General features: G+C 58.3%; 26 protein-coding genes and 1 pseudogene. 9 read left to right on the forward strand and 18 right to left on the reverse strand.

The features are described 5' to 3' along the window. Nucleotides 1-137: 137 nt before the first annotated feature. On the forward strand, nt 138-1118 hold the full coding sequence (locus P2PM1_RS23845) for a PLP-dependent cysteine synthase family protein (RefSeq protein WP_371637079.1): 981 nt from the start codon (nt 138-140) through the stop codon (nt 1116-1118). Nucleotides 1119-1214: 96 nt separating this feature from the next. Here the strand turns inward: P2PM1_RS23845 and P2PM1_RS23850 are convergent, their stop codons facing one another. From P2PM1_RS23850 to P2PM1_RS23875, 6 genes are read right to left on the reverse strand one after another with little or no spacing between them, the layout of a single operon-like run. Then, nucleotides 1215-2720 (reverse strand): tripartite tricarboxylate transporter permease, encoded by a 1506-nt coding sequence (locus P2PM1_RS23850; RefSeq protein WP_186400811.1) that lies wholly within the window; start codon nt 2718-2720, stop codon nt 1215-1217. Next, nucleotides 2720-3157, reverse strand: a complete 438-nt coding sequence (locus P2PM1_RS23855) for a tripartite tricarboxylate transporter TctB family protein (protein ID WP_186400812.1) — start codon at nt 3155-3157, stop codon at nt 2720-2722. The genes P2PM1_RS23850 and P2PM1_RS23855 overlap by 1 nt, the downstream gene beginning before the upstream one ends. After that, on the reverse strand, nt 3154-4116 hold the full coding sequence (locus tag P2PM1_RS23860; RefSeq protein WP_186400813.1) for a tripartite tricarboxylate transporter substrate binding protein: 963 nt from the start codon (nt 4114-4116) through the stop codon (nt 3154-3156). Before P2PM1_RS23860 ends, P2PM1_RS23855 begins: the two co-directional genes overlap by 4 nt. Nucleotides 4117-4150: 34 nt before the next feature. Then, nucleotides 4151-5413, reverse strand: coding sequence for a pyridoxal-phosphate dependent enzyme (locus tag P2PM1_RS23865; RefSeq protein ID WP_186400814.1), 1263 nt, complete (start codon nt 5411-5413; stop codon nt 4151-4153). Continuing rightward, on the reverse strand, nt 5410-6603 hold the full coding sequence (locus tag P2PM1_RS23870) for a Xaa-Pro peptidase family protein (protein ID WP_186400871.1): 1194 nt from the start codon (nt 6601-6603) through the stop codon (nt 5410-5412). The genes P2PM1_RS23865 and P2PM1_RS23870 overlap by 4 nt, the downstream gene beginning before the upstream one ends. Nucleotides 6604-6607: 4 nt before the next feature. After that, entirely contained in the window at nt 6608-7405 is a 798-nt protein-coding gene (locus tag P2PM1_RS23875) for an IclR family transcriptional regulator (RefSeq protein WP_186400815.1), read from the reverse strand. A 128-nt stretch (nt 7406-7533) separates the two neighbouring features. Between P2PM1_RS23875 and P2PM1_RS23880 the strand changes: the two genes are divergently transcribed. Next, entirely contained in the window at nt 7534-7818 is a 285-nt protein-coding gene (locus P2PM1_RS23880) for a helix-turn-helix domain-containing protein (RefSeq protein ID WP_186400816.1), read from the forward strand. Between the two features lie 217 nt (nt 7819-8035). Here the strand turns inward: P2PM1_RS23880 and P2PM1_RS23885 are convergent, their stop codons facing one another. Continuing rightward, complete coding sequence (locus tag P2PM1_RS23885) at nt 8036-8260, reverse strand: helix-turn-helix domain-containing protein (protein ID WP_186400817.1); 225 nt, start codon at nt 8258-8260, stop codon at nt 8036-8038. A 144-nt stretch (nt 8261-8404) separates the two neighbouring features. Between P2PM1_RS23885 and P2PM1_RS25625 the strand changes: the two genes are divergently transcribed. The 4 genes from P2PM1_RS25625 (at nt 8405) to P2PM1_RS23900 (ending at nt 10714) form a co-directional block, all read left to right on the forward strand. Then, a complete protein-coding gene (locus P2PM1_RS25625) occupies nt 8405-9133 on the forward strand; it encodes a LuxR family transcriptional regulator (protein ID WP_186400818.1) in 729 nt (242 codons plus the stop codon). Nucleotides 9134-9205: 72 nt separating this feature from the next. Beyond that, the gene (locus tag P2PM1_RS23895; RefSeq protein ID WP_186400819.1) at nt 9206-9901 is read left to right on the forward strand and encodes an acyl-homoserine-lactone synthase; all 696 of its coding nucleotides are present in this window, start codon (nt 9206-9208) and stop codon (nt 9899-9901) included. After that, entirely contained in the window at nt 9898-10260 is a 363-nt protein-coding gene (locus tag P2PM1_RS25860) for a transcriptional regulator domain-containing protein (RefSeq protein WP_371637059.1), read from the forward strand. The genes P2PM1_RS23895 and P2PM1_RS25860 overlap by 4 nt, the downstream gene beginning before the upstream one ends. After that, nucleotides 10175-10714 (forward strand): DUF2285 domain-containing protein, encoded by a 540-nt coding sequence (locus P2PM1_RS23900; protein WP_186400820.1) that lies wholly within the window; start codon nt 10175-10177, stop codon nt 10712-10714. Before P2PM1_RS25860 ends, P2PM1_RS23900 begins: the two co-directional genes overlap by 86 nt. A 366-nt stretch (nt 10715-11080) precedes the next feature. On the opposite strand, the gene P2PM1_RS23905 is transcribed toward P2PM1_RS23900, so the two are convergent. Continuing rightward, nucleotides 11081-13033, reverse strand: a complete 1953-nt coding sequence (locus tag P2PM1_RS23905; protein ID WP_186400821.1) for a DUF3363 domain-containing protein — start codon at nt 13031-13033, stop codon at nt 11081-11083. A gap of 532 nt (nt 13034-13565) precedes the next feature. Between P2PM1_RS23905 and P2PM1_RS23910 the strand changes: the two genes are divergently transcribed. From P2PM1_RS23910 to P2PM1_RS23920, 3 genes are all read left to right on the forward strand, one after another. Then, a complete protein-coding gene (locus tag P2PM1_RS23910) occupies nt 13566-14429 on the forward strand; it encodes a site-specific integrase (protein ID WP_186400822.1) in 864 nt (287 codons plus the stop codon). A 4-nt stretch (nt 14430-14433) separates the two neighbouring features. Beyond that, on the forward strand, nt 14434-15621 hold the full coding sequence (locus P2PM1_RS23915) for an IS91 family transposase (RefSeq protein ID WP_186400823.1): 1188 nt from the start codon (nt 14434-14436) through the stop codon (nt 15619-15621). A 392-nt stretch (nt 15622-16013) separates the two neighbouring features. After that, a protein-coding gene (locus tag P2PM1_RS23920; protein ID WP_186400824.1) for an IS630 family transposase occupies nt 16014-17080 on the forward strand; the annotation gives its coding sequence in 2 pieces (ribosomal slippage) (nt 16014-16500 and nt 16500-17080; 1068 coding nt in all). A 152-nt stretch (nt 17081-17232) separates the two neighbouring features. Here P2PM1_RS23920 and P2PM1_RS23925 read toward each other — a convergent pair. The 10 genes and pseudogenes from P2PM1_RS23925 to P2PM1_RS23970 all read right to left on the reverse strand — a co-directional run bounded on the left by P2PM1_RS23925 (nt 17233) and on the right by P2PM1_RS23970 (nt 25191). Beyond that, complete coding sequence (locus P2PM1_RS23925; RefSeq protein WP_371637061.1) at nt 17233-18219, reverse strand: GSU2403 family nucleotidyltransferase fold protein; 987 nt, start codon at nt 18217-18219, stop codon at nt 17233-17235. A 231-nt stretch (nt 18220-18450) separates the two neighbouring features. Beyond that, nucleotides 18451-19875 (reverse strand): annotated as a pseudogene (locus P2PM1_RS23930) (IS1182 family transposase). Nucleotides 19876-19970: 95 nt separating this feature from the next. Further along, a complete protein-coding gene (locus tag P2PM1_RS23935; protein WP_186400826.1) occupies nt 19971-20888 on the reverse strand; it encodes a nucleotidyl transferase AbiEii/AbiGii toxin family protein in 918 nt (305 codons plus the stop codon). Nucleotides 20889-20890: 2 nt separating this feature from the next. Further along, nucleotides 20891-21601, reverse strand: a complete 711-nt coding sequence (locus P2PM1_RS23940; RefSeq protein ID WP_186400827.1) for a type IV toxin-antitoxin system AbiEi family antitoxin domain-containing protein — start codon at nt 21599-21601, stop codon at nt 20891-20893. A gap of 273 nt (nt 21602-21874) precedes the next feature. Continuing rightward, nucleotides 21875-23455: a recombinase family protein gene (locus P2PM1_RS23945; RefSeq protein ID WP_186400828.1), complete on the reverse strand. Its 1581-nt coding sequence runs from the start codon at nt 23453-23455 to the stop codon at nt 21875-21877. A 16-nt stretch (nt 23456-23471) separates the two neighbouring features. After that, nucleotides 23472-23732 carry a toxin-antitoxin system HicB family antitoxin gene (locus P2PM1_RS23950; protein WP_186400829.1) on the reverse strand — a complete coding sequence of 87 codons (261 nt, stop codon included), beginning with the start codon at nt 23730-23732 and terminating at the stop codon, nt 23472-23474. Next, on the reverse strand, nt 23729-24148 hold the full coding sequence (locus P2PM1_RS23955) for a putative toxin-antitoxin system toxin component, PIN family (RefSeq protein ID WP_186400830.1): 420 nt from the start codon (nt 24146-24148) through the stop codon (nt 23729-23731). The genes P2PM1_RS23950 and P2PM1_RS23955 overlap by 4 nt, the downstream gene beginning before the upstream one ends. Before the next feature lie 93 nt (nt 24149-24241). Continuing rightward, complete coding sequence (locus P2PM1_RS23960) at nt 24242-24469, reverse strand: hypothetical protein (RefSeq protein WP_186400881.1); 228 nt, start codon at nt 24467-24469, stop codon at nt 24242-24244. A gap of 22 nt (nt 24470-24491) precedes the next feature. Next, nucleotides 24492-24674, reverse strand: coding sequence for an AlpA family transcriptional regulator (locus P2PM1_RS23965; protein ID WP_186400831.1), 183 nt, complete (start codon nt 24672-24674; stop codon nt 24492-24494). 331 nt (nt 24675-25005) lie between these two features. After that, on the reverse strand, nt 25006-25191 hold the full coding sequence (locus P2PM1_RS23970) for a hypothetical protein (RefSeq protein ID WP_186400832.1): 186 nt from the start codon (nt 25189-25191) through the stop codon (nt 25006-25008). Between the last annotated feature and the right edge of the window lie 75 nt (nt 25192-25266).

The following is a 25266-nucleotide window of genomic DNA, read 5'->3' on the forward strand; positions in this document are numbered from 1 at the left end:
CCAGCACCGGAGGCTATTATCTGGCCCGCGCCACCGCCCGGATCGGCACCTCCATCTGCCCAGGCAATAGCCGAAAAGCCGATCATGCACTAAGACTAAAACTGGACCACCCTTTGGGGGCAGACCAGATTGTCCAGTTGAAGGAGAATCTCTTCGCCGCCTGCTTCTCCTTGATGAAAATGCTGCCAGCACGATATATTCTCGACAGAGCTGAAGCTTCAGGCCGGTTGAAGCGCGGAGGTTGTGTTGCAGAGACGTCGTCAGGAACATTCGGGCTCGCGCTCGCCATGCTCGCCGCGGTACGTGGAAGCAATCTGACCCTGGTTAGCGCCACGAGCCTGATCGATGTGCCGCTAAGACAGCGGTTGGAACTGTTGGGAGCTTCAGTGCACCTGGTGGACGACCCGAATGGGATCGGCGCTCAGGGTCAAAGGCTTATGCTTCTCAACAAGTTTCTACAGGATCGCCCCGAAACTTTTTGTCCACATCAATACGACAACCCCGAAAATCGATGGGCCTATGGCAGGTGCGCGGAACATATCTGCCGTGCTGTTGGTCGAGTAGACTGCCTTGTCGGTTGTGTTGGCTCCGGCGGGTCTCTTTGTGGAACAGGGGAGATCTTGCGCCAACTGTTTCCCGACGTCACTTTGATAGCTGTTGACACACATAACAGCGCCTTATTCGGGCAATCGCCTGGCCCCAGACTGTTGCGCGGACTGGGAAATTCCATTGTCCCTTTGAATCTGCAACACGAACTCATCGACGATGTGCACTGGGTTGGGGGACTGCCTGCCTTCGCTGCTGCCCGCCAGCTCTACCGGGAACACGCTCTGTTTATGGGACCAACAAGCGGTGCCGCGGCACTTGTGGCTGCTTGGCATGCCCGGACACATCCTGACGATACAACACTCGTCATCCTTCCAGATGAAGGACACCGCTATCAGGACACGCTCTATAGTGACGAATGGCTTGCGAACCTCTCGGGTTGGCCGGTTGCTGTTCCTGATGAGCCGGAAGTGCTCGGCCGCGTTCATGCGGGCGGTGAGCATGAATGGACATATCTTTCCTGGAGCCGTCGAGCACTCTCGAGCGTTGTCAATGACAGGGGCACGTCATAGCTGCGTCAGGCGGGCTTCTTTGCGTTCCGCGGCTGCATGCTCTGTCCCCATGTGTTGAAATTTAGGTTCGGTTCGCGTGCGGCATAGGCGGCGATTTCAAGGGCCCACGCCATCGCGGATCTGTTTGACATAACGCAGTACAGGCATCAGCAGCGTGACTCCCGCGGTCGCAAGAAAGACGACGCTGATTGGACTGGTGATGAAGACACTGAAGCTACCATAGCCCATGATCAGACCTTGCCTAAGGTTCTGTTCGAGCAAAGAGCCAAGAAGGAAGGAAAGTAACAAAGGAGCGAGATCAAATCCACTTTTCCGGAGGCTGTAGGACAGAATTCCGCAGACGATGACGACTCCTACATCGAAGCTGCTATTGTGAATGCTAAACGCGCCGATGACGCAGAATACAAGTATGCACGGCGCCATAATTGTTGGGGGTACCCTTAGAAGTAGCACGAATACACGGATCATCGGCACATTCAAAACGATCAGCATCGCATTTCCGATCAGCATGCTTGCAACTACGCCCCAAAAGAGGTGAGGGTGGTCAGCAATCAGCCGCGGGCCAGGCACCACGCCGTGCATCAAGAGCCCACCCATGATGACTCCAATCACGACATTTGGAGGAATTCCCAGGCAAAGAAGGGGGATAAAGCTTGCTTGTGCAGCAGCGTTGTTTGCACTCTCCGGACCGGCAAGCCCCTCAATGGCCCCTTTCCCAAAGCGCTCGGGATGCTTGGAGATCCGTTTTTCCATGACATAGCTGGCAAAGCTCGCGATGAGGGCTCCGCCGCCGGGAAGCAGCCCCAGAAAGAAGCCAAGGACGGTTCCTCGGGTCATGGGCATTGCCGACATTTTCCAGTCCTGCCGATTAGGTAAAAGGTCTTGCAGGCGGTATCTCGTGGCAACTGCCTGCTCGATCTTGCGTCGTCGTTCCGACAGCATCAGAACTTCGCTTACCCCGAACATGCCCATCGCAAGCACAGCAACATGAAGTCCATCCCGCAAGTTCGGACTCCCAAACGTATAGCGCTCCTCGCCAGATACCAGGTCGGCACCGACGGTGGACAAGAACAGACCAAGCGCCACCATAGCCCAGGCGCGCATTCGTGGGCCTTCTCCGATATTGGCAGCCAGGGTGAGGCCGAAGACAACGAGAGCCGTTTTTTCGATTGGACCGAAGGCAAGCGCCGTTTCGGCAAAGACGGGCCCTAAGAATGTAATGGCAAACGTCGCAGCTATGCCTGCAATGAAGCTTGCAAAAGCCGTTATGCCCAAGGCGACACCAGCTCGACCCGCCTGCGCCATGGGATACCCGTCAAAGCAGCTGACCACACTTGCTGCTTCTCCCGGAACGCGCATGAGGATTGAAGCGGTGGATCCACCATAGAGTGAGCCGTAGTAGATGCCGGCGAGCAAAATGATGGCGCTCAGCGGATCCAGCATGATTGAAATCGGCAGAAGTAAGCTCACCGCAGCTGTCGGCCCAAGTCCTGGAATGATGCCGACGGCTGTTCCAAGAACTGCACCGACAAAGGCAAATAAGAGTTTGGAAGGCTCCAGCGCTATAGACAGACCTTCTCCGAGACTTGCAAGTGCGTCCATTATATCATCCCCAATAGGCCTGTTGGCAAAGGAACGCCGAGCAATTTGCTGAATATGAGCCAACAGAAGGCAGTGAGGCCCCCGGCAACCGCCATGGCATGCAGCCAGTTCAGGTGCTCAATGCCGCGCAGAACAATGATGATGAAGCTAAAAATGGCCAGCGATGTGCCAAGTAGAGTAAAGGCAACAGCAAACATCGACAAAGCCAACAGATGGAGCAGGAGGCGACGAGGTTCGGCAGGCTCAGCATCCGTTTTGCTCTCTGCCTCCAGCAGCAATATGCCTCCACTTGAGGCCAGCAGCAGTAAAGCAGCTAGAAACGGAAACATTCCGGCTCCTGGTGTCCCGGTCTGCCAGAGTCCCAACCGGACTGCGGCAATGGCAGCAGATGTCGCAGTTGCGGCAAGACACAGACAGGTGAGGCGTAGAGCGGTCACGGGCGTAGTCCCAAGAGCTCGATCTGGCGGCCTATCTCGCGATACCCATCCAAGACAGTTTTCGTAAAAGTCGCGCTGTTCTGAAACAGGTGGTGTCCGCGCAAGGTTTTCAGAAAAATCTCGTAGCTTTCGCTGGTTGTCATGTCCTGAAGAAGATCTTCCCACCAGCCAATGACGTCTGGCGATAGTCCAGCCGGGCCGAAGAGGCCATACGCCGCAGAGATAGCGAGGGGATATCCACGCTGCCGGAACGTCGGAAGGTCTGGTAGCTCGGCAATCGGCTGTGGGCCAGTTTCTATCAGCAGGTGTATTGAGCCCGCGTCCAAATGAGGCGCGTATCCAGCTGCTGCGACCGCTTCGATATGCCCACCCAGCAAGGCTGTGATCGCATCAGCTTCACCGCTGAACGGGATGAAGGTGGCACTTACGCCTTCCTGGCGAAGAGCGGCTTCTGTGGCAATATGTGGCAGTCCACGGGGGGCGGCAGTCGCCCAACGGAGCCCACCCGGTTTCGAACGCGCATGCTTTAGCAGATCGTCCCAGGTCCGGAGCGGACTGTCGGCGCGAACAAAGAGCGGGATGGAAATGCCGGCGTAGCTGCCAACATATGTAAGATCAGACAGGGGGTCATAGGGGACGCGTTGGAGATGCGGCGCCACCATGACCGGACTGACCGAAAACAGCGAAAGAGTGGAGCCGTTAGGAGATGCGCGGGCGACTTGATCTGTGGCGATGGTGCCACCGGCTCCTGGCCTAAAATCCAGTGTGACCGGAATGTCTCTGGCTGAGATGGCATATTGAGAAACGGTGCGGGCAGCGAGATCTCCGGCTCCGCCTGGAGCAAAGCCAACGACGATCGTCGCTTCCGCAATGGTGCCAGTTGATGCAATTGCGCGGGCTTGGACACAGGTTGCACCTGCAGAAGCCATAGATCCGACAATAAAGCTACGACGATCCATTGTTCCTCTCCGTATTAGATCTGTTTCTTTTTGTTTATGCGAGTTCTACTTCATTCGATATGAAGGACCAGGCATTCTTAGTCGAAGAATGTATAGGTATTGGAGGTGAGTCAGTCATGGATAGGTCAATATCTTTTAGGCCACTCGCTGTCGAAATTGCGACAACATGATCGGCCGAGGAGATGACATTCTTTTTTCGGAGAAAATCTATTGCAACAATCGCCGTGACGGAGGCGATCTCGACAAACAAACCTTCCTCCAAAGCCAGTTGTTCCTGATACGCGACCAAGTTGTAGTCCCCAACAGGGACAGCTAAGCCGTTGGATTGCCTCAACGCGCTAAGCGCCTGGAACGAACTGCGAGTTGCACCAATGGACACCGCAGCAGTGCTAGAGCTGGCCTGTATATCGGGCAGGCGGTCTTGCCCACCCGCCAGTGCAGCGCTCAACGAACCATGCACTTCGGCAGCGACAAGTCGCGGCAGTCGCTCAATACACTGCTCCGCATGGAGCTCCTTGAACCCCTGCCAGAGGCCCGCAAGTGCATCTCCGTAACAAACAGGCAGCACGCACCAGTCAGGAACCGCACCATGCATCTGTTCGACAAGCTCGTATGCTAGCGTCTTGTAGCCCTCGATCCCCACCGGATGGCTGCCAACAACTGGTGCGCGATACGGAGATGTGGCGAACCAGCCGTAGCGTTGAACTCCCTCCTCAATGAAGGTCCAGCGATCGAGTTTTGACTCAAACGGGACAACAACAGCGCCGGCCTTCTGAATCTGCGCAAGCATCGGCCCTGCGGCTCCTGCGAAGGTTGCTGTGATGCATGTGAGACCAGCCCGAGCTGCATATGCCGCCAACGAGGCACCAGCGTTTCCAGAGGATGCCGTGGCCACCACGCGGACCCCTTGCTGGCGTGCGACCGAGACAGCCACTGACGAAAACCGGTCCTTGTGTGACCAGGTGGGGTTTCGTCCTTCGTCCTTGATCAGGAGAAGAGGGACATTCAAGCGTGCTCCGAGCGAGGGGGCAGGCACCAAAGGCGTCAAACCCTCGCCGATTGAAACAGCCATTCCTTCAGGACAGGGGAGCCGGTGTGCATAGCGCCACAACGATGGAACCGCCGTCGCCTCCTCTGATCTCCTCGTGCCAGTCACAGCGCTTTCGCGCGTTAGAACAAGGCGCAAGTTCGAAGGGGCTTCAGCGTGACAGGCGGGGCAACCACGCGAGTCGATGACTAGATCTGCAGGGTATCGCGCCCCGCAACGGATGCAGGCATAACCGACGATTCCTGTCATGACTCCACCACCATGAGGTCGCCACTGGTGGTTGTCAGTTTTTCGACCCCATCCGCGCGCACAACGATCATGTCCTCGACCTGCAATCCCCAACGGCCAAGCTCGTAGTAAGGGGTCTCCACGCACAGGACCATGCCAGCTTCTAGGATCTCGTTGCTCTCCGGTGTCAAGGAGGGGACGTCATAGCCGTCAATGCCGATGCCATGCCCAACATGGTTACGTTGGTAGTGTGTGATGCCTTCGCGGCGGACGGTTTCTACGGTGGCCGCATAGACATCCGCCACGCGCATGCCCGGACGTATCAACTCACATGCACGTTCAACGCCTGCAACCAGTGCTCGGTGGTGATGGCGAACAACCCTTGGAGGTTCGCCAAAGGTGGCAATTCGAGCGATATCAGCACGATAATGGCGATAGCGTCCCCCGACATCGAAACGGATGACGTCTCCCCTCTTCAATGTGCGATTGGACGGCTGTACATTCATCAGCGCGCTTCGTTCACCGAAACCGATACAGCCGAGAACAGGGGTGGCGTCGGACTGAACGGTCTGTGTATGAAAAGCACGCGCGAGATCGCGCTCGCTTGCGCCCTGCTGTGCGACAGCGAGCGCCGCCTCAATCGAGCGCTCGGCGATTTCTGCAACCCGCGAGAGCCGCGCAATCTCTTCCTGTGTTTTTACTGCGCGTACGTCGCGGAACGTGCTTGCGGCAGGCACGAAGGTCACATTCGGTAGGCGGGTTTTGAGCTGCTCCAGGTGGCCAGGCAGCAGTCCGATCTCATCGATCCCAACCCGGGCGTGGGACAAACCAGCCTCGGTCACCGCCGCTACCAATGCACTCAGCGCATCACCATGGCCTGGTTGCGCCTGCAGCTCCAGGTGTCGGCGAGACACAGGATCAATCGCGGCGTCACCATTGTGGTCGATATGAAAGGCTCCATAGCGACGCACCCGTTTGATCCAGACGTTTTGGTCTGCAACCAAATCCAGGGTCGCTGTGCTGGCAATAACCTCCGGCTCGCCAACGCCACTTTCGACCCACAATACATAAGCTTGCGGACCTCGCCGGATCCATTGTGGCAGAGCCCAGAATCCACTCAAATAGGTGACGTTTTCCGGGCTGGAGGCAATGATCCCATCCAGCCGCAAGCGTGCCATCTGAGCGTGAAGCCGCTCTTCGTTCAAAAGAATGCTTTCACGCGGCATAGCAAGGATCCTCTCCATGCGGCTCGCCTCCGGTTGTGAAGCCCAGGCTTGTTGAAATTCGTGTAGCAGCGGCCATGACGCGCTCGCCCATATCCGCGATTTCGATCTGTGGTCCAATCGTACGTGGATACGCGATGCTGATGGCAGCAATGACTGATCCGTTGGCGTCGCGAATAGGAGCGCCAACTGAGATGACGCCAAGGATATTTTCATCGAGTGCGGTTGTGTAACCGGTCCTGCCAGCTGTTTTGAGCTGCGAAATCAAAGTCGCCGGTTTGGTGACTGTGCGCGCTGTCAGCTTGTTCAGCTCAGACTGGCCGAGAAGTTCGAGAACGGCATTGTCGGGTAGTCCCAGCAATAGAGCCTTACCCAAAGCGGTTGAATGCAAGGGCATGCTCTCCCCGGGCGTGGATCGGATGACCACTGGGCTGCTGCTCTGGACTGCTCTGAGATAAAGCCCACGCGATCCGCGGCGGACGCCAAGAAACGCGTTAAAGAAGCCTACTGCAGCAAGGGCCTGCAGTTCTGGCTCGGCCAGTTCCAAGAGCCCATTCTTCCGCAGCACGTGACTGCCCAGCTCGAGGATGCCATATCCGACACGGTAGCGTCGCGTGTCGGACGTCTGCTCGACATAGCCACGATCGGCGAGCGTGTTGAGAAGCCGCTGAACGGCGGCAGGGCTGAGATCTACCCTCCTGCCAATCTCGCGAACGCCGATCGGTTCATCTGCGTCCTTCAATGCCTCGAGTACTGAAAGCCCGCGCTCCAGGGAAAGACTGCCTGTCATGAGTGTTCCTTTAATCGGAATGATGTTCCTATAAGACGATTATAGGTGAACGCCTGCGGAGGCTGTCAAGTGCGAATGTTCACTATAGTGTGTCGTCCTAAAGTGTGCGGCGTTGTGACCATGCTCTCATGGACATTCGCGTGGTGGTTGGTCTCAATGTGCAGCGCATGCGTCGGGCGCGCGCCATCTCCCAAGAGGAGTTGTCGCTGCTTTCGGGCTGCACGCGTGGCTATCTGAGTGGCGTCGAGACTGGTCGGCGCAATCCCACGGTTGTGTTTCTTGATGGGCTTGCTAAGGCGCTTGGCGCTGATGTTGCGGAGTTCTTTGTCCGACCCTCAGGGCGCGGTGACACGCGCAAGGATGTTGCGGAAAAGGCAGGCCGCCATCAACGAAAACGGCGGGGCGGTGACTGAAGAACGGATCTTCACCGCAGGCATGGAAATCTGCGCTGCTGAGAGCTGACATCCTAGTGTGGTGAATTTGAAATACGCCTCATTTTTTTCAGCGTGCCGGTGAGCGTATTTTAAATTCGAAAACCACAATAGAAACATAGACTTGCTGGTCACCCTTTTGAATCTGAAGTTCGTTCAGAGCCTGCCGAGAAATGTGACGAACTTCAGATTCGGGTTACTAGCGGTGTCGTGGTGTATCCCGCCCTATCAAGTTCTCAACATCAACTTGCAGCGCCAACGCAATTGCCTCGATTGTATCGAGAGTTGGGGAGTTTTCTTCCCGCTCTAGTTTGCCGATATAGTTCCTATCTAGCCCGGCAAGATCTGCCAGCTGTTCCTGACTCAGGCCGGAGGCACGGCGGAGCAGGCGCAGATTTCGCGCCATGATGGATCGTAGTCTCATATCTCGATGCAGACAGGAGACGGTAATTCCTTCTACCTACTATAGTAATCATTCTTATGCTGCGGCCTTGTGCTTCAATCTGTCTTGGGAATATTTTGATTTCCGTGTGGGGGTTTGGCGTCTAGAGAATGCGTAGAAGTTACAATGGAGCTCAAGACGATCATTGATCTGTTTCGCGACGCGGAAGCGCTTGATCAGGCGAAGGACATTCGGGAGATCAGCGATATTCTCGCCAGTCAATTCAAGCGCTGCGGCCTGTCTTCCTACCTGGTGACATGTTTGCCGGAGGACCGCCAGGCGCGTTGGCAGGAGCAGATCCTTGCTAACGGGTGGCCGCAAGACTGGTACCGGCACTATGTCGCAAGCGGCTACTATCGACACGATCCGTGTGTGGCTTTGTGTCGTCGGACGGGCGCGACGTTTTTGTGGAGCGAAGTCTGTGGCAAGAACCTTGAAGCCTCCGCCTCGCGCATCATGGATGAGGCGTTTGAGTTCGGACTTCGAGAAGGTATTTGCGTTCCCAGCCATGCTCCGCTCTCGCCGCCGCTGGTGGTCACGGCATCCGGTGAAAGGGGAGGCCTGGAGCCCGCTTCTCTGCGCATCATAAGTCTCCTATCCTCCCACGCTTTGCTCGCTTTGCGGCGACTGCAGTCACATGGAGAGCACACGTCAGAAACGACCCTGACAAAACGGGAGAGAGAAATCTTGCGCTGGGTTGCTGGCGGCAAGACGGCCTGGGAAATTTCTCGCATACTCGCATTGTCCGAGCATACGGTTCTTGCGCATCTACGAAACGCCAAGAGGAAACTAGATGCTGCAAACAATGTTCATGCAGTTGTGCAGGCTTTGCTCAGGCGGGAGATCGAGCCTTGAGCAATTCCCAAATCTGGCTATGGCGTTGGGAGGGGATTGCAACCTAGGAACATGGAAAGCAGAGGATGCACCATGTTTCAGGTCCACATTGTCAATCACGCCAATCGAACTGCTTATGGCAAATATCTGGAACAATCGTTCCGAATACGCCATGAGATCTATGTGGGGGAACGAGGATGGTATGATCTCGACCGCGGCGACGGTCGCGAGATCGATGCCTTTGATACCGATGACGCCATATACCTGCTCGGTATACAACCCGAAACCGGGGTGGTCGCCGGATCCCGATTGGTGCCGAGCCTACGACCTCACTTGATGAGTGACGTCTTCCCACGACTTGCCCCGGCCGGGGTGCCGCGCGACAGCTCAATTTTCGAATGGACCAGGATCTTCGTTGTTCCCGCTCTTCGCCAACCAGGACAGCAATGTCTTGCCGCTGGAGTCATGTATTGTGCGATCCTGGAATTTTGCCTGCAGCAGCATATTAGACAATTGACTGTTGTCTGTGAACCATACTGGTTCAATCGGCTCAAAGCGTTGGGCTGGAATCCTTACCTCCTCGGAGATGCCATCTGTCATCGCGGAGAGACGATTATTGGCCTTATGCTTGAAATGAGCGCCACTGCACTCAGCAAGACACGGGAGAGATATTCCATAGATCACTCAGTTCTGTGGACGCCGCCGTCGCCAGCCTCTTGGGGAGTAAGGTCGAATGGCATCCCCTTGCTGCCTTCGGCTGCAGGGAGGCAGGGACCTGCTGACGGATGAAGAAAGTTGAGACAGGCACATCCTTCGCGGGTTGGCACAAGCAGACGCGCTACCGGGCGCTTCGATATTGTGATCGTGCCGATTGGGCATGGGAGTTCGTCCGTCGCAATCCAAAGTTTCCAAAGTTCGTGACAACATCGGCAACCCATCATCTCCTGCGCAAAGTTCCACCGGTCACGCTGGTGACCCTGGAGGAGGACATGTATTTGCTTCGCCCTTGGGGCGTGCGATTTCGCAGCAGAACTTTGTTGCTCTCCACAATGCCGATTCTCGGTGTTTTGGCATGGAGATTGTCACGCAAATATTCTTCCCGTCGAAGCAAAGCCCATCACTTGTGTTGGTCATCCAGATTCTTTTGACTTACTGTCTATTCCTTGCCCGGTAACGGTTCTTCGCTCGCTGGACGGCGAACATGTCTTGATCGGCAGTGGAGCAAGCGCGCTGCGCCTGGATGTTCTCTCAGGAAGCCTTCTCGCTGGACCGGTGCACCTTGAATATTGCCTTTCGGGTTTTGTGGGTCTCGATCCGAAGATTATGACGCTACGCAAGCTTCTTGCGCTGGAGCGGCTCGGACGTTTGCCCACAACTCTGTGCCCGCCAAGTCGAAAGGCAGACCGCTGGAGAATGGCCCTGCAAGCACATGATGGCATGCGCGCGGGGGCCAGCCAACGGGAGATCGCCATTGCCTTGTTCGGCGAGCAGCGCGTGAACGCGGATTGGGAGGCTGGATATCTCCGAACGCGAATTCAGCGTCTTATTCGCACAGCTGAGAAAATGATCCGCGGTGGCGGCTATCGTTTGCTGTTGCGATAGTCGATCTATTCAAACAGGGAGTCGCTCGACTCTGTGGTGGGGCATCGTTATCGTGTGAGTTCAAACCTTCGATCATTCACTACCCAGTCCAAACCGAATGCGGCCTGCTTTATCCTGCCGTGGATATTCGCAGCACACGGCTCGAACTCGCGCGCCAGACCCTCAATGCTGCGCCCGGCTCGCGCAAGTGCAACGATCTGCTCCCTAAACTCAGGCGGATATGGGTTCCTCGTTCTCGGCATGATGACACTCTCCTCTCACAACTCGGATTGGGTCCATCAAACCGGGGGAACTCCAACTCCACATCTCACGGACCTGCAGCATTTAGATGGGCACTCGATTCAGTGCATCCACATGCCTGCCGCATCAACAATCGCCGATCCCGATTCCGCGTTGATGGCTGACCGTCCATTTGATGCCGGTGGCATGGACACGGACACCAACCGTGTGACCGATTGCGTTTTCAAGCGTCGGCTCCCAGGGCACCAGATGAAGACGATGTCCGTCGTCCAGCATGGCATAACGGCTACCTGCCAAGTCGGTCGCGCCAGCCAGTTTGCCACGCGCTTCTTGCCCAGGATGAAGAGCCACGAAAGCGCGGCCCCTGGCACTGGCAATCTCGTGGCCGGCACGCACCACTTCTGCCACCTCAAGGCGGTGAAGCATATCTGGGGGAAAGGTGACGATATTGTTGGTCGTATTCCGCTGGGCGATGCCCATCTCGACAAGTTTGCTGGTGCGTTTGTTGAGCGCTTGGGTCACTTGTTCGCCGAAACCGCTCGACGCAGGCCTATATCCGTCTTGTGAGAGGAGCTGGCGATCAAGCCATGTGACGCCGGTGCTGACAATCTGCTCTTCCAGATTGAAACTCGAAAGCCTGTGAATGGTACGGCCGGTAAGCCCCCGCCCGTTGGTGACGCGATTGTCCCCGTCGTCGCGTACAGGGCTGTTAAGCCTGTCTTTTGGTTGCCCGACCTCGCTATCGCCAGCTCGCCGCTCCGTCTTGTAATGCTTGGGCTCCAAAGCGATGATGTGACCCTGCTCGACAGATGTGTCAGTTGCGGTTTCGATATAGTGAACGCGGCCGTCGTCTCCATCTATAATGACGTGCAATCGCTCGCTGAGTTCGTCGCCGGCAAGCCCCGTGGCAAGCACCTGCCCGACGACCCGTTTCTCAAGATTGTGGTCATGCAACGCATAGTGGCTGGGCCGGCGGTCCTTGCTCAGACCATGGGCTTCCAAGGCTCTGTGCATGGTCTTGATGATGTCGCGGCGGGTGCCGAGGTCTTTGAGTGTTTTTTCGGCTGCCGTGGCCAGTAACCACTGTCCATGCTTGGTTTTTTCGGCCAGCCCCATGCTTTCGAGTTTGTGCATGCGGTCAATCAGCAGACTGCGCTCAAGTTGCGAGAAAATACGCTCGCCATTGCCAGCACTGGGTGAAAGGTCAACCAGTCCCTGTTGGAGCTGTTGTGCGATCAACACGCGGTCAAGCCGAGTTAGCCTGTCTGCGCGAGCCTCCCACGCCAGCTTTTCGGCAGCATCGAGTTCGCTTTGCGGTCCGAGCTCAAGTGTCAGTCGCTCACTTGCACGATGTCGGATGCCATAAGCAATATAGTCTCCGGCGATATTAAGGGTCTTGCCCTCATCGGTAATGCCCCGCAGCAGAATATGGCTATGTGGATGGCCGGTATTGTGATGGTCTACCGCCACCCAATCCAGATGCGAGGCGAGATCGCTTTCCATTTGTCGCATCAGGTCTCGAGTGAAACCTCTTAGGTCCTCCAGCTCCGCGGCCTCTTCTGGGGCTATAATAAAGCGGAACTGATGGCGATCCTGGCGCGCGCGCTTGAGAAATGCTTTTCCGTCAACCTCATCATCATATGCCGAATAGAGTCGGCCGCTTTGCCCTTCTTTATCCACGCCATCTCGCTGAAGGTAACGTAGATGCACATCAACAGCTTGTGGGCCAACAACAAATGTCCGGTTGGTTTGCGCAGTGCAGTGTCCTTGAGCTAGTTTTACGATACGGGCTTTGACGACAACGCGGCGTGAGCGATATCGCAACCCGCCTTCCAAAGTTTCCCGAGAATCGTTCCGAGCGGCAAGCGAAGCTATGACTTTGGCCCCGCGGCCGCGGGCGTTGAAACGCCCGGTCACTGTGCCGTTTTGGCAGCCTGTGCGGCCAACAGATCCGCCTGCTTGGCGCATCGCAATATTTACCTGATGACGGAACAAAGGGGTGGCGCGTACGCCGCTCTCTCCCCGGTTGCGGGGAGACTCAAGTTGGATGCGAAACAGGGTATCGAGATCGTCGACCATAAGAGCTGGAGTAAATTGAGAAGTTGACCGGTTCAAGTATGCGGACTGCATGGAGCGCAGCAGAGCGCACATAAAGCGGCGTGCCGCGTAGAAGCGCTTGGGACTGTTTCAGCGGCAGCGTGATCATCAATGCCACGATGTCCGTAAGATGTGACAAGGAATAGCCCGGTCTTGATGTGGTGCCAAAATGGCACGCACTCAAAGGGCAAAAGCTGTGAATGCACAACAGGTTATTTGCTCCAGGTCGCGCGATTTGAGATCGCTTTATCTTGCATCACTATACCACTGACACCGCTTGCATGTTGATCTCATGGCGCCGCGACCCGCTGCACCCAAATTCGACGAGCCCACCTATTTCCGTAGGGGAGCAGAGTGCTGTCAGCTCTTCAACGGGACGGCGGCCTGCTAGGTCGTGTTGACAAAGTGGATTGAACTAAGCCGCTATCGCGGCGATTGGGGGCAGGCTTTGAACGGAGCCTCCTGACTGGTTGGATGGTGGTGTTGCAACCCACCCTTCAGACAGGAGGTCCAGATGGCTGAGCTTAGCCCTCTTCGCCGCCGGATGATCGAGGACATGACGGTCCGCAATCTGTCTCCGGCAACCCAGCGATCCTACATCAACGCCGTCCAGAAGTTCAGCCGCTATTTCGGTCGGTCACCGGATCGGCTTGATCTTGAGGATGTTCACGCCTTCCAGGTTCATCTGGTCTCGACAGGGATATCCTGGGCGTCACTGAACCAGATCGTCTGCGCTCTCAGGTTTTTCTACGGCATCACGTTGGGCCAGAATGATGTGCCCGAGCGGATCCCGTATGCGCGCAAGCCGCGCACACTCCCAGTTATTCTGTCGGCTGACGAAGTCGTTCAATTCCTCGAGGCCGTTTCCAGCCTGAAGGCCCGGGTGGCGCTGACATGCGCCTATGCGGCGGGATTGCGGGTCGGGGAAGTCTGCGGGTTGAAGGTGCATGATATAGACAGCTCCCGGATGGTGATCCATGTCCGTCACGGCAAAGGCAGCAAAGCCCGCTATGTCATGCTGTCTGTGGAGTTGCTGGGAATTCTGCGCAGTTATTGGCGTCTCGCACGTCCAGAACCGTTCCTGTTTCCGGGGCGTGATCCCGGCAAGCCCATCGAGCCGACAGTGTTGAACGCCGCCTGCCGGTCAGCAGTTGCCGCGACCGGCCTTTCCAAACGCGTCACCGTGCATACGTTGCGGCATTCCTTCGCCACGCATCTTCTGGAGAATGGCACCGATATCCGCATCATTCAGGTTCTGCTCGGTCACGCCCATTTGTCGAGCACGGCCCACTATACGCAGGTTTCCAACAAGACCATCTGCTCTACGACGAGCCCGCTCGACCGATTGCGCCTGGATGTGACGCCGCCGGGCTATTAGTCGGGTGCGCTCTGCCTTCGAAGTCGCCGACATCTTGCGGCGGCATGGGGCGTCCTACAGACGAGAGAACGCCGGTCACCTCGGCCGCGGCGAACGTCGCGTCATGGGTGCGGTCGAAGCTTGCCGGACGCCGCAGCTCGGCGGTCACGTCGATACGTGCGACGACTGTGGCCTGACACGCGTCTCCTATAATTCCTGCCGCAATCGCCACTGCCCGAAGTGCCAGGGGGCGGCGCGCAAGCAATGGGTCGCGGCTCGTATCACCGATCTGTTGCCGGTCCCGTATTTCCACGTGGTCTTCACCCTGCCTCCGGCAGTCGCCGAGATCGCTTTCCAGAACAAGGCGATCGTGTATGCATTGCTGATGCGGATCTCGGCTGAGACACTGCAGACCATCGCCGCCAACCCCAGATGGCTGGGCGCCGAGATCGGCGTCACCGCCGTGCTTCACACCTGGGGCCAGGCGATGACCCACCATCCTCATGTCCATTGCGTCGTGCCGGGTGGAGGTCTCTCGCCGGACAGGTCGACGTGGATCGCATGTCGGCCAGGCTTCTTTCTGCCGGTGCGCGTGCTGTCACGCCTGTTTCGCCGGCTCTTTCTGGCAGCTCTCGCCAAGGCCTTCGCTCAGGGCGAACTGCGCTTCTTCAATGACCTCGCCCATCTCAACGACGCTGCCTTGTTCACCCGCCATCTCGCATGTGCGCGCAGCATCGAATGGGTCGTCTATGCAAAGCCGCCATTCGGCGGTCCGGACCAGGTGCTCGCCTATCTCGGCCGATACACCCATCGCGTCGCTATCGCCAACGGCCGCATCGTCGAACTTGATGATGACCATGTTGCCTTCCGATGGAAAGATTACCGGCGCAATGGATGTGATCGCGAGCAGATCATGTGCATTCATCCTCACGAGTTCATCCGACGATTTCTCTTGCACCTGCTTCCCGCCGGCTTCCATCGCATGCGTCACTTCGGCTTTCTCGCCAACAGTCATCGACGGGATCGCATCGCTCTGTGCAGGATGCTCCTTGAGCAGCCATCGCCCCCAAGCGGGCAATCCCATTCCAGCGAAACACAAGGCGGGAAGTCCTACGAATGCCCAGACTGCCGGCGCCCCATGCGCAGGACAGGTATCAACATTCCGCCGGTTGCTCCGCCTCGGCCCTCATCGTTCCGGTGCGATACATCATGATGTCCGAAGCGCGCTACTTCCAAAAATGTCACGGAAGGCCAGAACGTTCACCCAGCGCTCGATATCACGCGTCCCGTCCGTGCCGAATGGGTGGCCACCGCTGTCAATGCAGCAGAAATTCCGGCCAAAACGCCCGCCGGAAAGGCCATGAACGCCAATTCAACAGGCCCAAACTGATCGCCGCCATCGCCCCGACCGCAATGCCCGCCGCCACAACATTGCCCAGCAATCTACTATTCCCATAACAGCGCCAAACAGCCCGTGGCTTCATTCAATCCGGCTTATATGAGGTCGGACACAGACAGCCGAACCAGCAGAACCGACCTCACATAACCCTCCAGATTCCCAGATTAATGCTGGCGTGATTCAAAGTGGCGTGGAGGACCCGCGCTATGCCGAGAACCGTTGAGATCAAGCCGAGCCATACACCGTCGCAGCTTCGCCGACTTGCGGCTTCGACAAAGGATGCGAACCAGAGCCGACGATTGCTGTCGATCGCGGCGGTGCTGGACGGGATGAGCCGGGCGGAGGCGGCCAGGATCGGCGGGATGGACCGACAGACGCTGCGGGACTGGGTGCATCGCTTCAACGCGCATGGCCCGGCCGGGCTGAAGGACAATCGCCGCCGCGGCAACCCGAGGCGGCTGTCATCCGCACAGCAGGCGGAACTGGCGGAAATCGTGGAGATCGGCCCGGACCGAGGGGGCGACGGCGTGGTGCGCTGGCGGCGCGTGGACCTTCAGCGCGTCATCGAGGAGCGGTTCGGGGTGGCGTATCACGAGCGCACCATCGGCAAGCTGCTCAAGGCTCTGGGCTTCTCGCACATCAGCGCCAGGCCGCGTCACCCGAAGCAGGATGGCGAGGTCATCCAGGCGTTCAAAAAAACTTTCCGCGCACGCTCGCGGCCCACCTCGCGGGCGTGACGCACAAGAAGAAGATAGAGATCTGGTTCCAGGACGAAGCGCGCATAGGCCAGAAGAACGGCCTCGTGCGGCAATGGGCGCGGCGCGGCACGCGGCCGATCCAGCCCGCCGACCAGCGCTACGAGAGCGCCTACCTGTTCGGCGCCATCTGCCCGGCGCGCGGCGTCGGTGCGGCGCTGGCGCTGCCCTTTGCCGATACCGACGCCATGCAGCGGCACATCGACGAGATCGCCCTGCACGTCGCCCGAGGCGCGCATGCCGTCCTGCCGCTCGACCGCGCCGGATGGCACACAACCGGCAATCTGGTCTGGCCGAAGACCGTCACGCCGATCCTGCTGCCGTCACGCTCGCCGGAGCTCAATCCGGTCGAGCAGGTCTGGCAATATCTACGCGCCAACTACCTCTCCAACCGCGTCTTCGACGACTACGATGCCATCATTAATGCCGCATGCGACGCATGGCGAAAACTCATCGCCCAACCGCAGAAGATCACTTCAATCGGAATGCGATCATGGGCGCATGAAGGTCATTTGTGAAGGCCGTTGGTATTAGGGGAGCAGGTCACAGAGATGGGGTCAAAAGCGGCCAGGTCAATCGCCCCGGCCCTATGGCGTTTTTCACTACGCGACCTAAATCATGGAGCATCGCAATGCATCCGTCGCAGAACATCCCTGTGCGCCAGTGGCTACTAAATACTGTTCAAGGTGTTCATCGTGTGATGCATGCGCTTCAGCGAATTTGCTATGTGTTCGCGCCAGCGAGGGCCGACGTCCATTGCGGTGACATAGGCTCGGCGCAGGTCGTCGGGGCGGTCTTCGGCCATCGCCTCAACAAGAAACGCCGCCTGCTCCCGGTCCTTCGACGCTTTCAAGCTATCGGCACCATCGCGACGCCGATCAGCGATGATCAGCTTGTGGATCGCGTACCTCTCGGGGCGAGGTATCTGTACAAGGACGCCGGATCTATAGATGGCCGCTGCGTGGATCGGTTGGGCGATTAGAAAATTGAGGTAGTTCAGTGCCTGAGCGGTGACGCCTAGTGCGGGCAGTTCTCGAATGGTTTCCTCACCGAACGCTGGGGTGAGGAACTCGGCCAACTGGCCGCTACCGCCCTGCACCCAGCGCCACGTGCGCCCCAGGTCGAGCCCGGGCAGGGGGGCAAACTTGAGCGCCGAGAACGTCTCGGCCAGTCCTGGGTCGACCTGATCCTCCAGAGCGACACTGAGCTTCTCGAATTGGGCGATGTCGATGTCGCCGGTGTTCGCCATCCCGCTCAAGGGCAGGCGGATGCCAAGCTCACCTTCATAAAGGCGAAACGCATTTGTACCGACGATTGTGCCGCCTAGCCGAAATGTCCCCGCGTCTGCCATGGCAGACAGGATGGAGCCGGTCGCCCGGTCGGTTGGTGTTAGGCCCTCCGCCCGTAGCAGACGGACCAGCCGCGAGCGCTCAGCCTGCCGCTCCTTCGCTGTCGCATGCAGGGCCTCGATGCGGTCGATGCGTGCGCGGGTTTCGTCGCTGTCTTCGCCGATGTAGAAGAAACGCATCTCCGATCCGATGCGGCGTGCAGCGTACCAGTAAGCCTTGTCGCCGCGCTGTTTCAGGGTCGGTTTGCCCTCGACGCCCGACACAGCAGGGTCCTTCAGGAGCCGCACCAGATCGGTGTATGCGCTCATTGCGATGCTGCTGAGTGGGGTCATGCCTATCGCTTTCTGTTTTCGCTTGGCACGCTATGCCTATCAAAACTAAAAATTGCTAGGCATAATCAGAAAAGGTTGGCCAGTGTGAAGCGGCAAGTCAACCTTTATCCCGGAGCCGATTTCAACGACTGGTTTAGGTTCGAGGCTGTGTGAGAACTCCCTGTGGCTCGTCGCGCAGGCTACTGCCATGGCGCGCATTTGCTCCATTCACCCCGTTGTCGCTTTGAGGGTCGAGGCAACGCCGGCGACGGCGATAGCGCGCTTCATATTGTAGGCCAGGATCGCCAGGCTGGCTTCGGTGGAGACGTTCCTGAGGCCGCGCGTTCGGAAGTGGGCAGCGCCCACCCATCCTTTGATGGTGCCGAAGACGTGCTCGACCATGCAGCGGCGGACCGCCATGGCTGCGGGCATCGCTTGAAGTCTGCGCTCCGTGGCATCGAGCACGGCCTCGTGCTCCCATCGTCGTATGCGCTTTTCTTTGTCGGCCGTGCACAGAGGACGGGATGCGCAGGCACTGCAGGCTTTCTGGTTGAAGTACACGCTTATCAGCTAGCCGCCCTTAACCCTGGCAAAGCGCTTGTGGAGCTGCGCGCCGGCAGGGCAGCGGTAGGTGTCGGTCTCGGGCTCATGCACGAACACGGTCTTGTCCCAGAAGCCATGGGCCTGGGCTGGTGAGATACTCGGCTTGGGCACCATCGGGACAATGCCGGCTTCGGCGCAGGCGCGGATCTGCTCGCCCTCATAGTATCCACGATCGGCAAGGGCGATCATCTCGGTCTGTGCGGCCTTGGCCATCTCAAGCAGGTGCGAGCGGTCATGGCCTCGGTTCGTCACCTCATTGGCAACGACGATATGCTGCTTGGTATCGACGGCCGCCTGGACATTGTAGCCGACGACACCGCGATGGTCGCTCTCGGTCTCCATAGCGTGGGCGTCCGGATCGGTGAGCGATATCTGCTCATCGGGGGCGGCTTGCAGTTGCCGGCCAATCTCTTCGAGCTCGCCAAGCCGACCACGTAGCGACGCCAGTCGCTCGGTCAGGTGCTCGATGGGCGGCCTTGCAGCTCCTATTTCCGCATTGTCGGTCTCCTCAAGCTCGGCGAGATAGCGCGCGATGCTCTCCTCGACATGGGCCTTCCGGCGCGCCAGCTTGCCCTTGGTGTCGTTCCTCTCGTGCGTGTTCACCGCCCGCAGGCGTGACCCGTCGATCGCGACCATGCCGCCGACGACCAAACCAAGGGCGCAGCAGATGGAAACAAAGCGCTGATATGCGATCTGGATCGCACCGGCATTGTCGCGGCGGAAGTCGGCAATGGTCTTGAAGTCGGGCACCAGCTTGCCGGTCAGCCACATCAGCTCGATGTGGCGCCCAGCTTCGCGCTCAAGCTTCCGCCTAGATGTCAGCTGATGCAGGTACCCATAGACATAGAGCTTGAGCATCGTGCCCGGCGCGTAGCCGGGCCTGCCGGTCGATGCTGGCTGAACGCGGGCGAAGCCAAGCTCGGCCAGATCGAGTTCATCGACAAAGGCGTCGATCACTCGGACAGGGTTGTCGGGATCAACATAGTCATCAAGACGCGCCGGCAGAAAACTCGCCTGATTACGATCTGCAGCCTCGACAAAACGTCCCATCTGACACCTTCGAAGCAGTGCCCAATCATACCGTGATCAAGGGTTTTCACACAGCCTCGACCCCGAAGCGGCCGATCTCGTCCGCGCAGCTATCCTCACATCCGCAATTTCTCTTCCAATCTTGCCAGCAGGTTGGCGTGTTTGCGCGGGTTGGACTGCTTCAGCCTGCGAATATTCTCAAGCTTCCATCTCACGGCGGGCATGTGCTGCAGTGAGGGAAACGGCAGGAGGCTCCAGTCGGGTTCTCCAGCTTTCAGGCCGATGAGAAAATCCCGCTCCGTGCGTGTCAGGCTTTTGGGCAACTCCTCGAACAGCCAGATGCGGGTTTCCTCAAGTGCTTCCAGGCCGACTTCATCCCGCGTCATGCCGACGAAGTCATTGCGAAAGGTGGCCTCGAGCGGTTGCGGGTTCGGCATCAGGATTTCGTTGATGGGGCGATTGTGGGCGGCGACATAGGCGACGAATGTCTGGCGTATGTCGGTGGTCAGCCCTTCGTTCCGCCGCAGCAGCAGGCAATCGAACCAGTCGCGCGGGTGCTGGCGGTCCATCGCGGCGACAAGTTTGCTGCCATAGAGTTCCGCAGGCGCCAGGATCGGCAGCCTGAGGGTACGCTTGAATTCGTCCGCCGCCGATGCGCAGAGTTCGGCCGAGCGCGTGGGCAGCAGCGTGCCGCGGCCGACCGGGTTGACCTCAATCTTGATCTCGGAAAGACCCCGGCGCACAAACAGCTTGATATCGCCAGTGCCGGTCGATGCTCGCCGCCTGACTGCAAGTCCGTGCCGCTCCAACTCGGTCGCTGCCCGATCCAGTTCTTGGGATATGGCGCCGAGCGCTTCCTCGCGCGGTCGATTGCCATGAACATAGACCACGTCGATATCAACCGAGAGCCGGGGCATGTCGCGGTGAAAAAGATTGATGGCCGTGCCGCCCTTCATGGCGAAATCCTCACCCCGAAAAACGAGCGGCGCGACATCGAGCAGAAGCTGCACGGTCTCGAAATAGCGTTTCTCCACGGTCAGGTCCTGATCGTGCCGGTTGCGTGGCGGCGTACATAGGGCGTGGCCGATCCAGTGTGGATCCGGGTCATGTCGAGTTCCTCCATGATTGGGAGGGAGGCCTGTTTGGCGAGATTCAGGAAAAGCCGCACCGCCTTGACGCTGCGGCAGCTTTCCAGAAGCGGTTGCATCAGCGTCGCGCGCAGGCCGAACAGGCTTTCGACGAGGTGGGTGGCCTCTTCCAGCGTTTGATGTTGCGGAACTCCCCACAGCATTTCCAGCACGGCGCGTTCGGGTTCGGCAACCCGCAGACTCGCCATGTCGCGCCATGGCGCAACGCCAAGGGCATCATCGTTAAAAAGGTGACGCCGCCGTACTGTGAGGGGAAAATGCGCCTGCATCCATTCAGGCAGGCGGAACGGGCTTTGCGCGAAAAGTTCGGTATCGGGGCGATGGGCAAGATTGTGCTGGTAACCGTGCCAAGCGAGCGCTGTCTTGCCGCCGATATGGAAAGTGCCCGGCAAGGCCGCCAAGGAAAGGAGCAATTCCGGTTCATCTCCGGCGCGCAGGAACCAGCCGTGCCCGAGCCTGATGAGCCAACCCGCCTGAACGTAATGATAGGCAAGCTGCGCTGACACGCCCTGCTCGGCGAGCCAGGCCGCTGTCAGCGGCTGGCCCGGCCGGGCATGCGTCAGAACCTGTTTCAAAAGCCCATATTTTTCTAAAGTCATGCTATATATTTTGGCTGAAGTGTTGCAATGTCAAGGCGGCCTGTTTCAGACATACGCCGATTTATAAAGTGGAGTTTTATAATTCCTCTTTGGATGGGAACAATGAAGCCGTTCCACACCCCGGCGAGCTAGACAGTCAATGCGCGCTTCAGAGTCAGCTACTGGGCACACGCGGTACGCATACCTATGCCACCAGAAGCCGAGAGAACAATCGGAGCCTGTAGTGTATTTCCGGTAGGTGTATGGATTGGCGGTAGCGGTCCTCCGCTATCATCAATACAGTGTTGGTAGTTCGCCCGGTTTTCGGCGAGGCAGGTTGAGCAGTTCTGCCAGTGCCCCGTTGACGGTCAGGTCAAATTTTCCACGTCCTTTGCGCGGCATGACTTCGATGCTTGTGACAAGCGACCGAATGGCATTAACTGCTTCCCTGCGATCATCTTCGTTGGAGTGCAGCGCCTCTTGCAATTCGGCGATCCTGCGGCGATAAACCTCAATCGAAGCCGGATGCAATTCCACGATATCGCTTGCTTCGGAGATCGCGGCCAGATTGGAGGCAAGGCGCTCCTTTTCCGCCTCCATCTCGATCAGCCGCGACTTCATGCCCATCGTTGCAACACCATCGGCTATGGCGTCGATGATGTTCGCGATTTGCCTTTCGAGATTGGCAAGCCGCTTACCGATCTGCTGCCGATCATGTCGCATCCTCGCATTGAGGCGCTTCCTTTCGGCATGATACTCGGCGAGGAATTCGGCAACGGCATCGACTGAAAGTAGCCGCTGCTTGATGCCTTCTAATACACGACGTTCAAGGTGAGGCACGCGGACGGTGCGATTGTTTGTGCATGTCCCCCGTTCCCTATGCGCTGTGCAGGCGAGTTGGTTCTGGGACTTGACGGTGTAGGTGGCGCCACAACATCCGCACCGCACAAGGCCGGAGAACATGTGTTTCGGCCTTCTGCGCTTATGCAGCCGGGTTCCTCCGTAGAGCTGCTTACGTGCCTGGACGGCGTTCCACAGCTCGTCACTGACGATACGCAGGTGAGGAGCTTCCACCACTTGCCATTGTTCGGACGGGTTCCGGCGGGAGATGCGCTTGCCGGTCTCCGGGTCCTTTACCATCGGGACGCGATTGAAGACCAAGAGCCCGATATAGGCTTCGTTGTAGAGTATGCCGCTGCGACGTTTGAGGTTGCCGTTGATCGTTGAGGCTCCCCATTCCCGGCCGAATGGAGAGGGAATGCCATCACGGTTAAGGCCAGCAGCGATCGTCCGGGCGGAACATCCCGAGGCAAACTCCTGAAAGATGTGCCGGACTACACCAGCCTGTCCCTCATCCACTTCGCGGAGGCCTCGGATCGGCTCTCCTCGCTCGTCGAGCTTCTTGACTACACGATATCCGTAGGACAGACCTCCGGCGGAATAGCCGCTGATGACACGACCGGACTGGCCGCGTCTGATCTTGGCAGCCAGGTCCCGAAGGAAGAGAGCGTTCATCGTCCCTTTTAGGCCGACATGCAATTTGTCCACCGTTCCCTCCGACAAGGTAACGATGCGAACGCTGGCGAAGCGAAGCCGCTTGAACAGCGCAGCGATGTCTTCCTGGTCACGGGAGAGCCTGTCGAGGGCTTCGGCCAGAACCACGTCAAACCGCCCAACCTGAGCATCTGCCAGAAGCGTTTTTATCCCTGGTCGAAGGATCATGTTGGCACCGGAAATTGCGGCGCCGGTATAATTTTCTACGACCTGCCATCCCTCCCGCTCCGCGCGCTCACGGCATAGCCGCACTTGATCCCCAATCGAGGCTTCCCGCTGGTTGTCTGACGAATAGCGGGCATAAGGCGCAACGCGGGTCACGGCAGTCTCCGTTCGGTCACTCCTTGATAGCATCCCTCTGCATCGGCGGCACATCGGGTGCGCGGTCCAGAAGTCTCGTCAGATCGCCGCGCTTCGCCGTGCCTGCGCGGGCCTTGAGGAAATCGCTGGCAGTCTCCACCGCGCCGATCTTTTGCGCGACGGCCGAGACGATCCACTGATTGAGCGACACACCGTCTTCCATGGCAAGACGCGCCGCCGTCTCCTTGAGCGACTGCGGCAGTTGCAGCGGGTATTTGTAACGTTGGGTCTGCGTCATGTGTTCAGCCTCCTGACGATCTCTCCCGGCGTTGCAATGGTGACGCCCAGCTTGAGCGCCGGGCGGAAGTCCTTCACGTTATGCGTCACGATGGCCTCGGCTTCTCCGTTCAGAGCGGCCTCAAGTACCATCTCATCCGCGACATCGGACAACAAAGGCCGCGTCCGAAACGAGATATCGACGCCCTCGGACACGGCGGCGAGCGCACACATCACGGAAGCGACATCCTCCAGGCTATGGCCCGTCACTTTGCGGGTTTCTTCCCGGCTCAGCACCGCTTCATATTCTAGAAACAGCGCTGTCGAACAAAGCGGCGTCAGCAAGCCCCGGTCAACGAACCGCAACAGCAGATTGCTCGCTCCATTGCGACTGCGGAACGCCGCCACGATCACGTTGGTGTCCAGAACCAGCCTCATGGGAGATATTTTATAGACATCTCATAAGATGTCAATATTGCACATGTCGAATCCGGCCATGTGAGGTATCCCGCAGGAACGCGGATCGCGGTGTCATCTGTCGTTGCCGCCTGCTTCCGGTGGCACATTGTCATTGGCGGCGCGCATGGCCTTCTCGAAATCCTCACGCGCCATCCGCCTGCCGATCAGCCGGGCGATCGATAGCACCACCGCGTCCAGCCGTTCGGACACATCGGTCCCGCTTCCCGCCTCCTGCCCATCCGGCAGACGGTTATCATTCGCCGGCCTCTCTCTTCCGCAACCCTTTCCGTCACCGCCCATTGCCAGCCTCTTCCTCTGGCCGTCACCTGACAGGATCGGCAACCCAGCGGTTGATGTCGGATTCCCGCCAGCCAGCTCCGTTGGTGCTGATCTTGAGCTGGGCCGGAAACGTGCCCTCGGCGATCTTGCGGTAGATGGTGGATCGGGACAGGCGGGAGCGGGCAAGTACAGTGTTCAGGCGGACGATACGGTCTGGTTGACGCATGGATACGCTACCTCCTGCCGGTTGTTTCTGACGATTGCAGAGACCAGACAGAGTAACGATTAATCGTTGTGCAACAGATATTTAGCCCTGATAGGGCTACGGAGTAGAAACGGCGGCAAATAGGAAAGACTGCGCGATCCGGTTGCCCCGACTTCCATACAGGGGCCAGCCTATGACCGAACGCCGGTGCCTGATTCGATCTGCCCGAACTCACGTTGCAAGGGGAGCGCCACGCTACCAGCAAGCCTTACTTGCTTCCCAAAGCCTCACTGGACTTGAGCCGGTGTGGCGATAAATGTCCTTGAGGTCGCGCTCGGCGCGACGGGTAGTCCTATGGCGCATGCGTCAGGTCGGCACGCGCCTTGCGGATAATGTCCTCGATGGACTTGGAAGACAGCGGGCTGTCGAAGCCCTCGTCGATGGCTGCCTGGATCGCGGCGCGCTTGGCTTCCGGCGAGAGCGCATCAAACCGCGCGCGCTGCTCCGCTGTAGGGGGCAGCCCACGGATAGACGTCAATGCTGGTGGTCTCAATCTCGCTCATATAACAAGTATAGCGAAAATCCGTCTGAATTTACAAGGAAATCGCGAGTA

It is taken from the genome of Stappia sp. P2PMeth1 (genome assembly GCF_900185735.1).
Lineage (GTDB): Bacteria > Pseudomonadota > Alphaproteobacteria > Rhizobiales > Stappiaceae > Stappia.

Excerpts from the sequence above, each read along its gene's own strand:
- P2PM1_RS23880 (WP_186400816.1), top strand. The coding sequence starts at position 7,534 with ATGGACATTCGCGTGGTGGTTGGTCTCAATGTGCAGCGCATGCGTCGG.
- P2PM1_RS25625 (WP_186400818.1), top strand. The coding sequence starts at position 8,405 with ATGGAGCTCAAGACGATCATTGATCTGTTTCGCGACGCGGAAGCGCTT.
- P2PM1_RS23960 (WP_186400881.1), bottom strand. The coding sequence starts at position 24,469 with ATGGGCGGTGACGGAAAGGGTTGCGGAAGAGAGAGGCCGGCGAATGAT.
- P2PM1_RS23865 (WP_186400814.1), bottom strand. The coding sequence starts at position 5,413 with ATGACAGGAATCGTCGGTTATGCCTGCATCCGTTGCGGGGCGCGATAC.
- P2PM1_RS23875 (WP_186400815.1), bottom strand. The coding sequence starts at position 7,405 with ATGACAGGCAGTCTTTCCCTGGAGCGCGGGCTTTCAGTACTCGAGGCA.
- P2PM1_RS23940 (WP_186400827.1), bottom strand. The coding sequence starts at position 21,601 with ATGACTTTAGAAAAATATGGGCTTTTGAAACAGGTTCTGACGCATGCC.
- P2PM1_RS23905 (WP_186400821.1), bottom strand. The coding sequence starts at position 13,033 with ATGGTCGACGATCTCGATACCCTGTTTCGCATCCAACTTGAGTCTCCC.
- P2PM1_RS23910 (WP_186400822.1), top strand. The coding sequence starts at position 13,566 with ATGGCTGAGCTTAGCCCTCTTCGCCGCCGGATGATCGAGGACATGACG.
- P2PM1_RS23860 (WP_186400813.1), bottom strand. The coding sequence starts at position 4,116 with ATGGATCGTCGTAGCTTTATTGTCGGATCTATGGCTTCTGCAGGTGCA.
- P2PM1_RS23850 (WP_186400811.1), bottom strand. The coding sequence starts at position 2,720 with ATGGACGCACTTGCAAGTCTCGGAGAAGGTCTGTCTATAGCGCTGGAG.
- P2PM1_RS23965 (WP_186400831.1), bottom strand. The coding sequence starts at position 24,674 with ATGCGTCAACCAGACCGTATCGTCCGCCTGAACACTGTACTTGCCCGC.
- P2PM1_RS23895 (WP_186400819.1), top strand. The coding sequence starts at position 9,206 with ATGTTTCAGGTCCACATTGTCAATCACGCCAATCGAACTGCTTATGGC.
- P2PM1_RS25860 (WP_371637059.1), top strand. The coding sequence starts at position 9,898 with ATGAAGAAAGTTGAGACAGGCACATCCTTCGCGGGTTGGCACAAGCAG.
- P2PM1_RS23885 (WP_186400817.1), bottom strand. The coding sequence starts at position 8,260 with ATGAGACTACGATCCATCATGGCGCGAAATCTGCGCCTGCTCCGCCGT.
- P2PM1_RS23950 (WP_186400829.1), bottom strand. The coding sequence starts at position 23,732 with ATGACGCAGACCCAACGTTACAAATACCCGCTGCAACTGCCGCAGTCG.
- P2PM1_RS23955 (WP_186400830.1), bottom strand. The coding sequence starts at position 24,148 with ATGAGGCTGGTTCTGGACACCAACGTGATCGTGGCGGCGTTCCGCAGT.
- P2PM1_RS23925 (WP_371637061.1), bottom strand. The coding sequence starts at position 18,219 with ATGAGCGCATACACCGATCTGGTGCGGCTCCTGAAGGACCCTGCTGTG.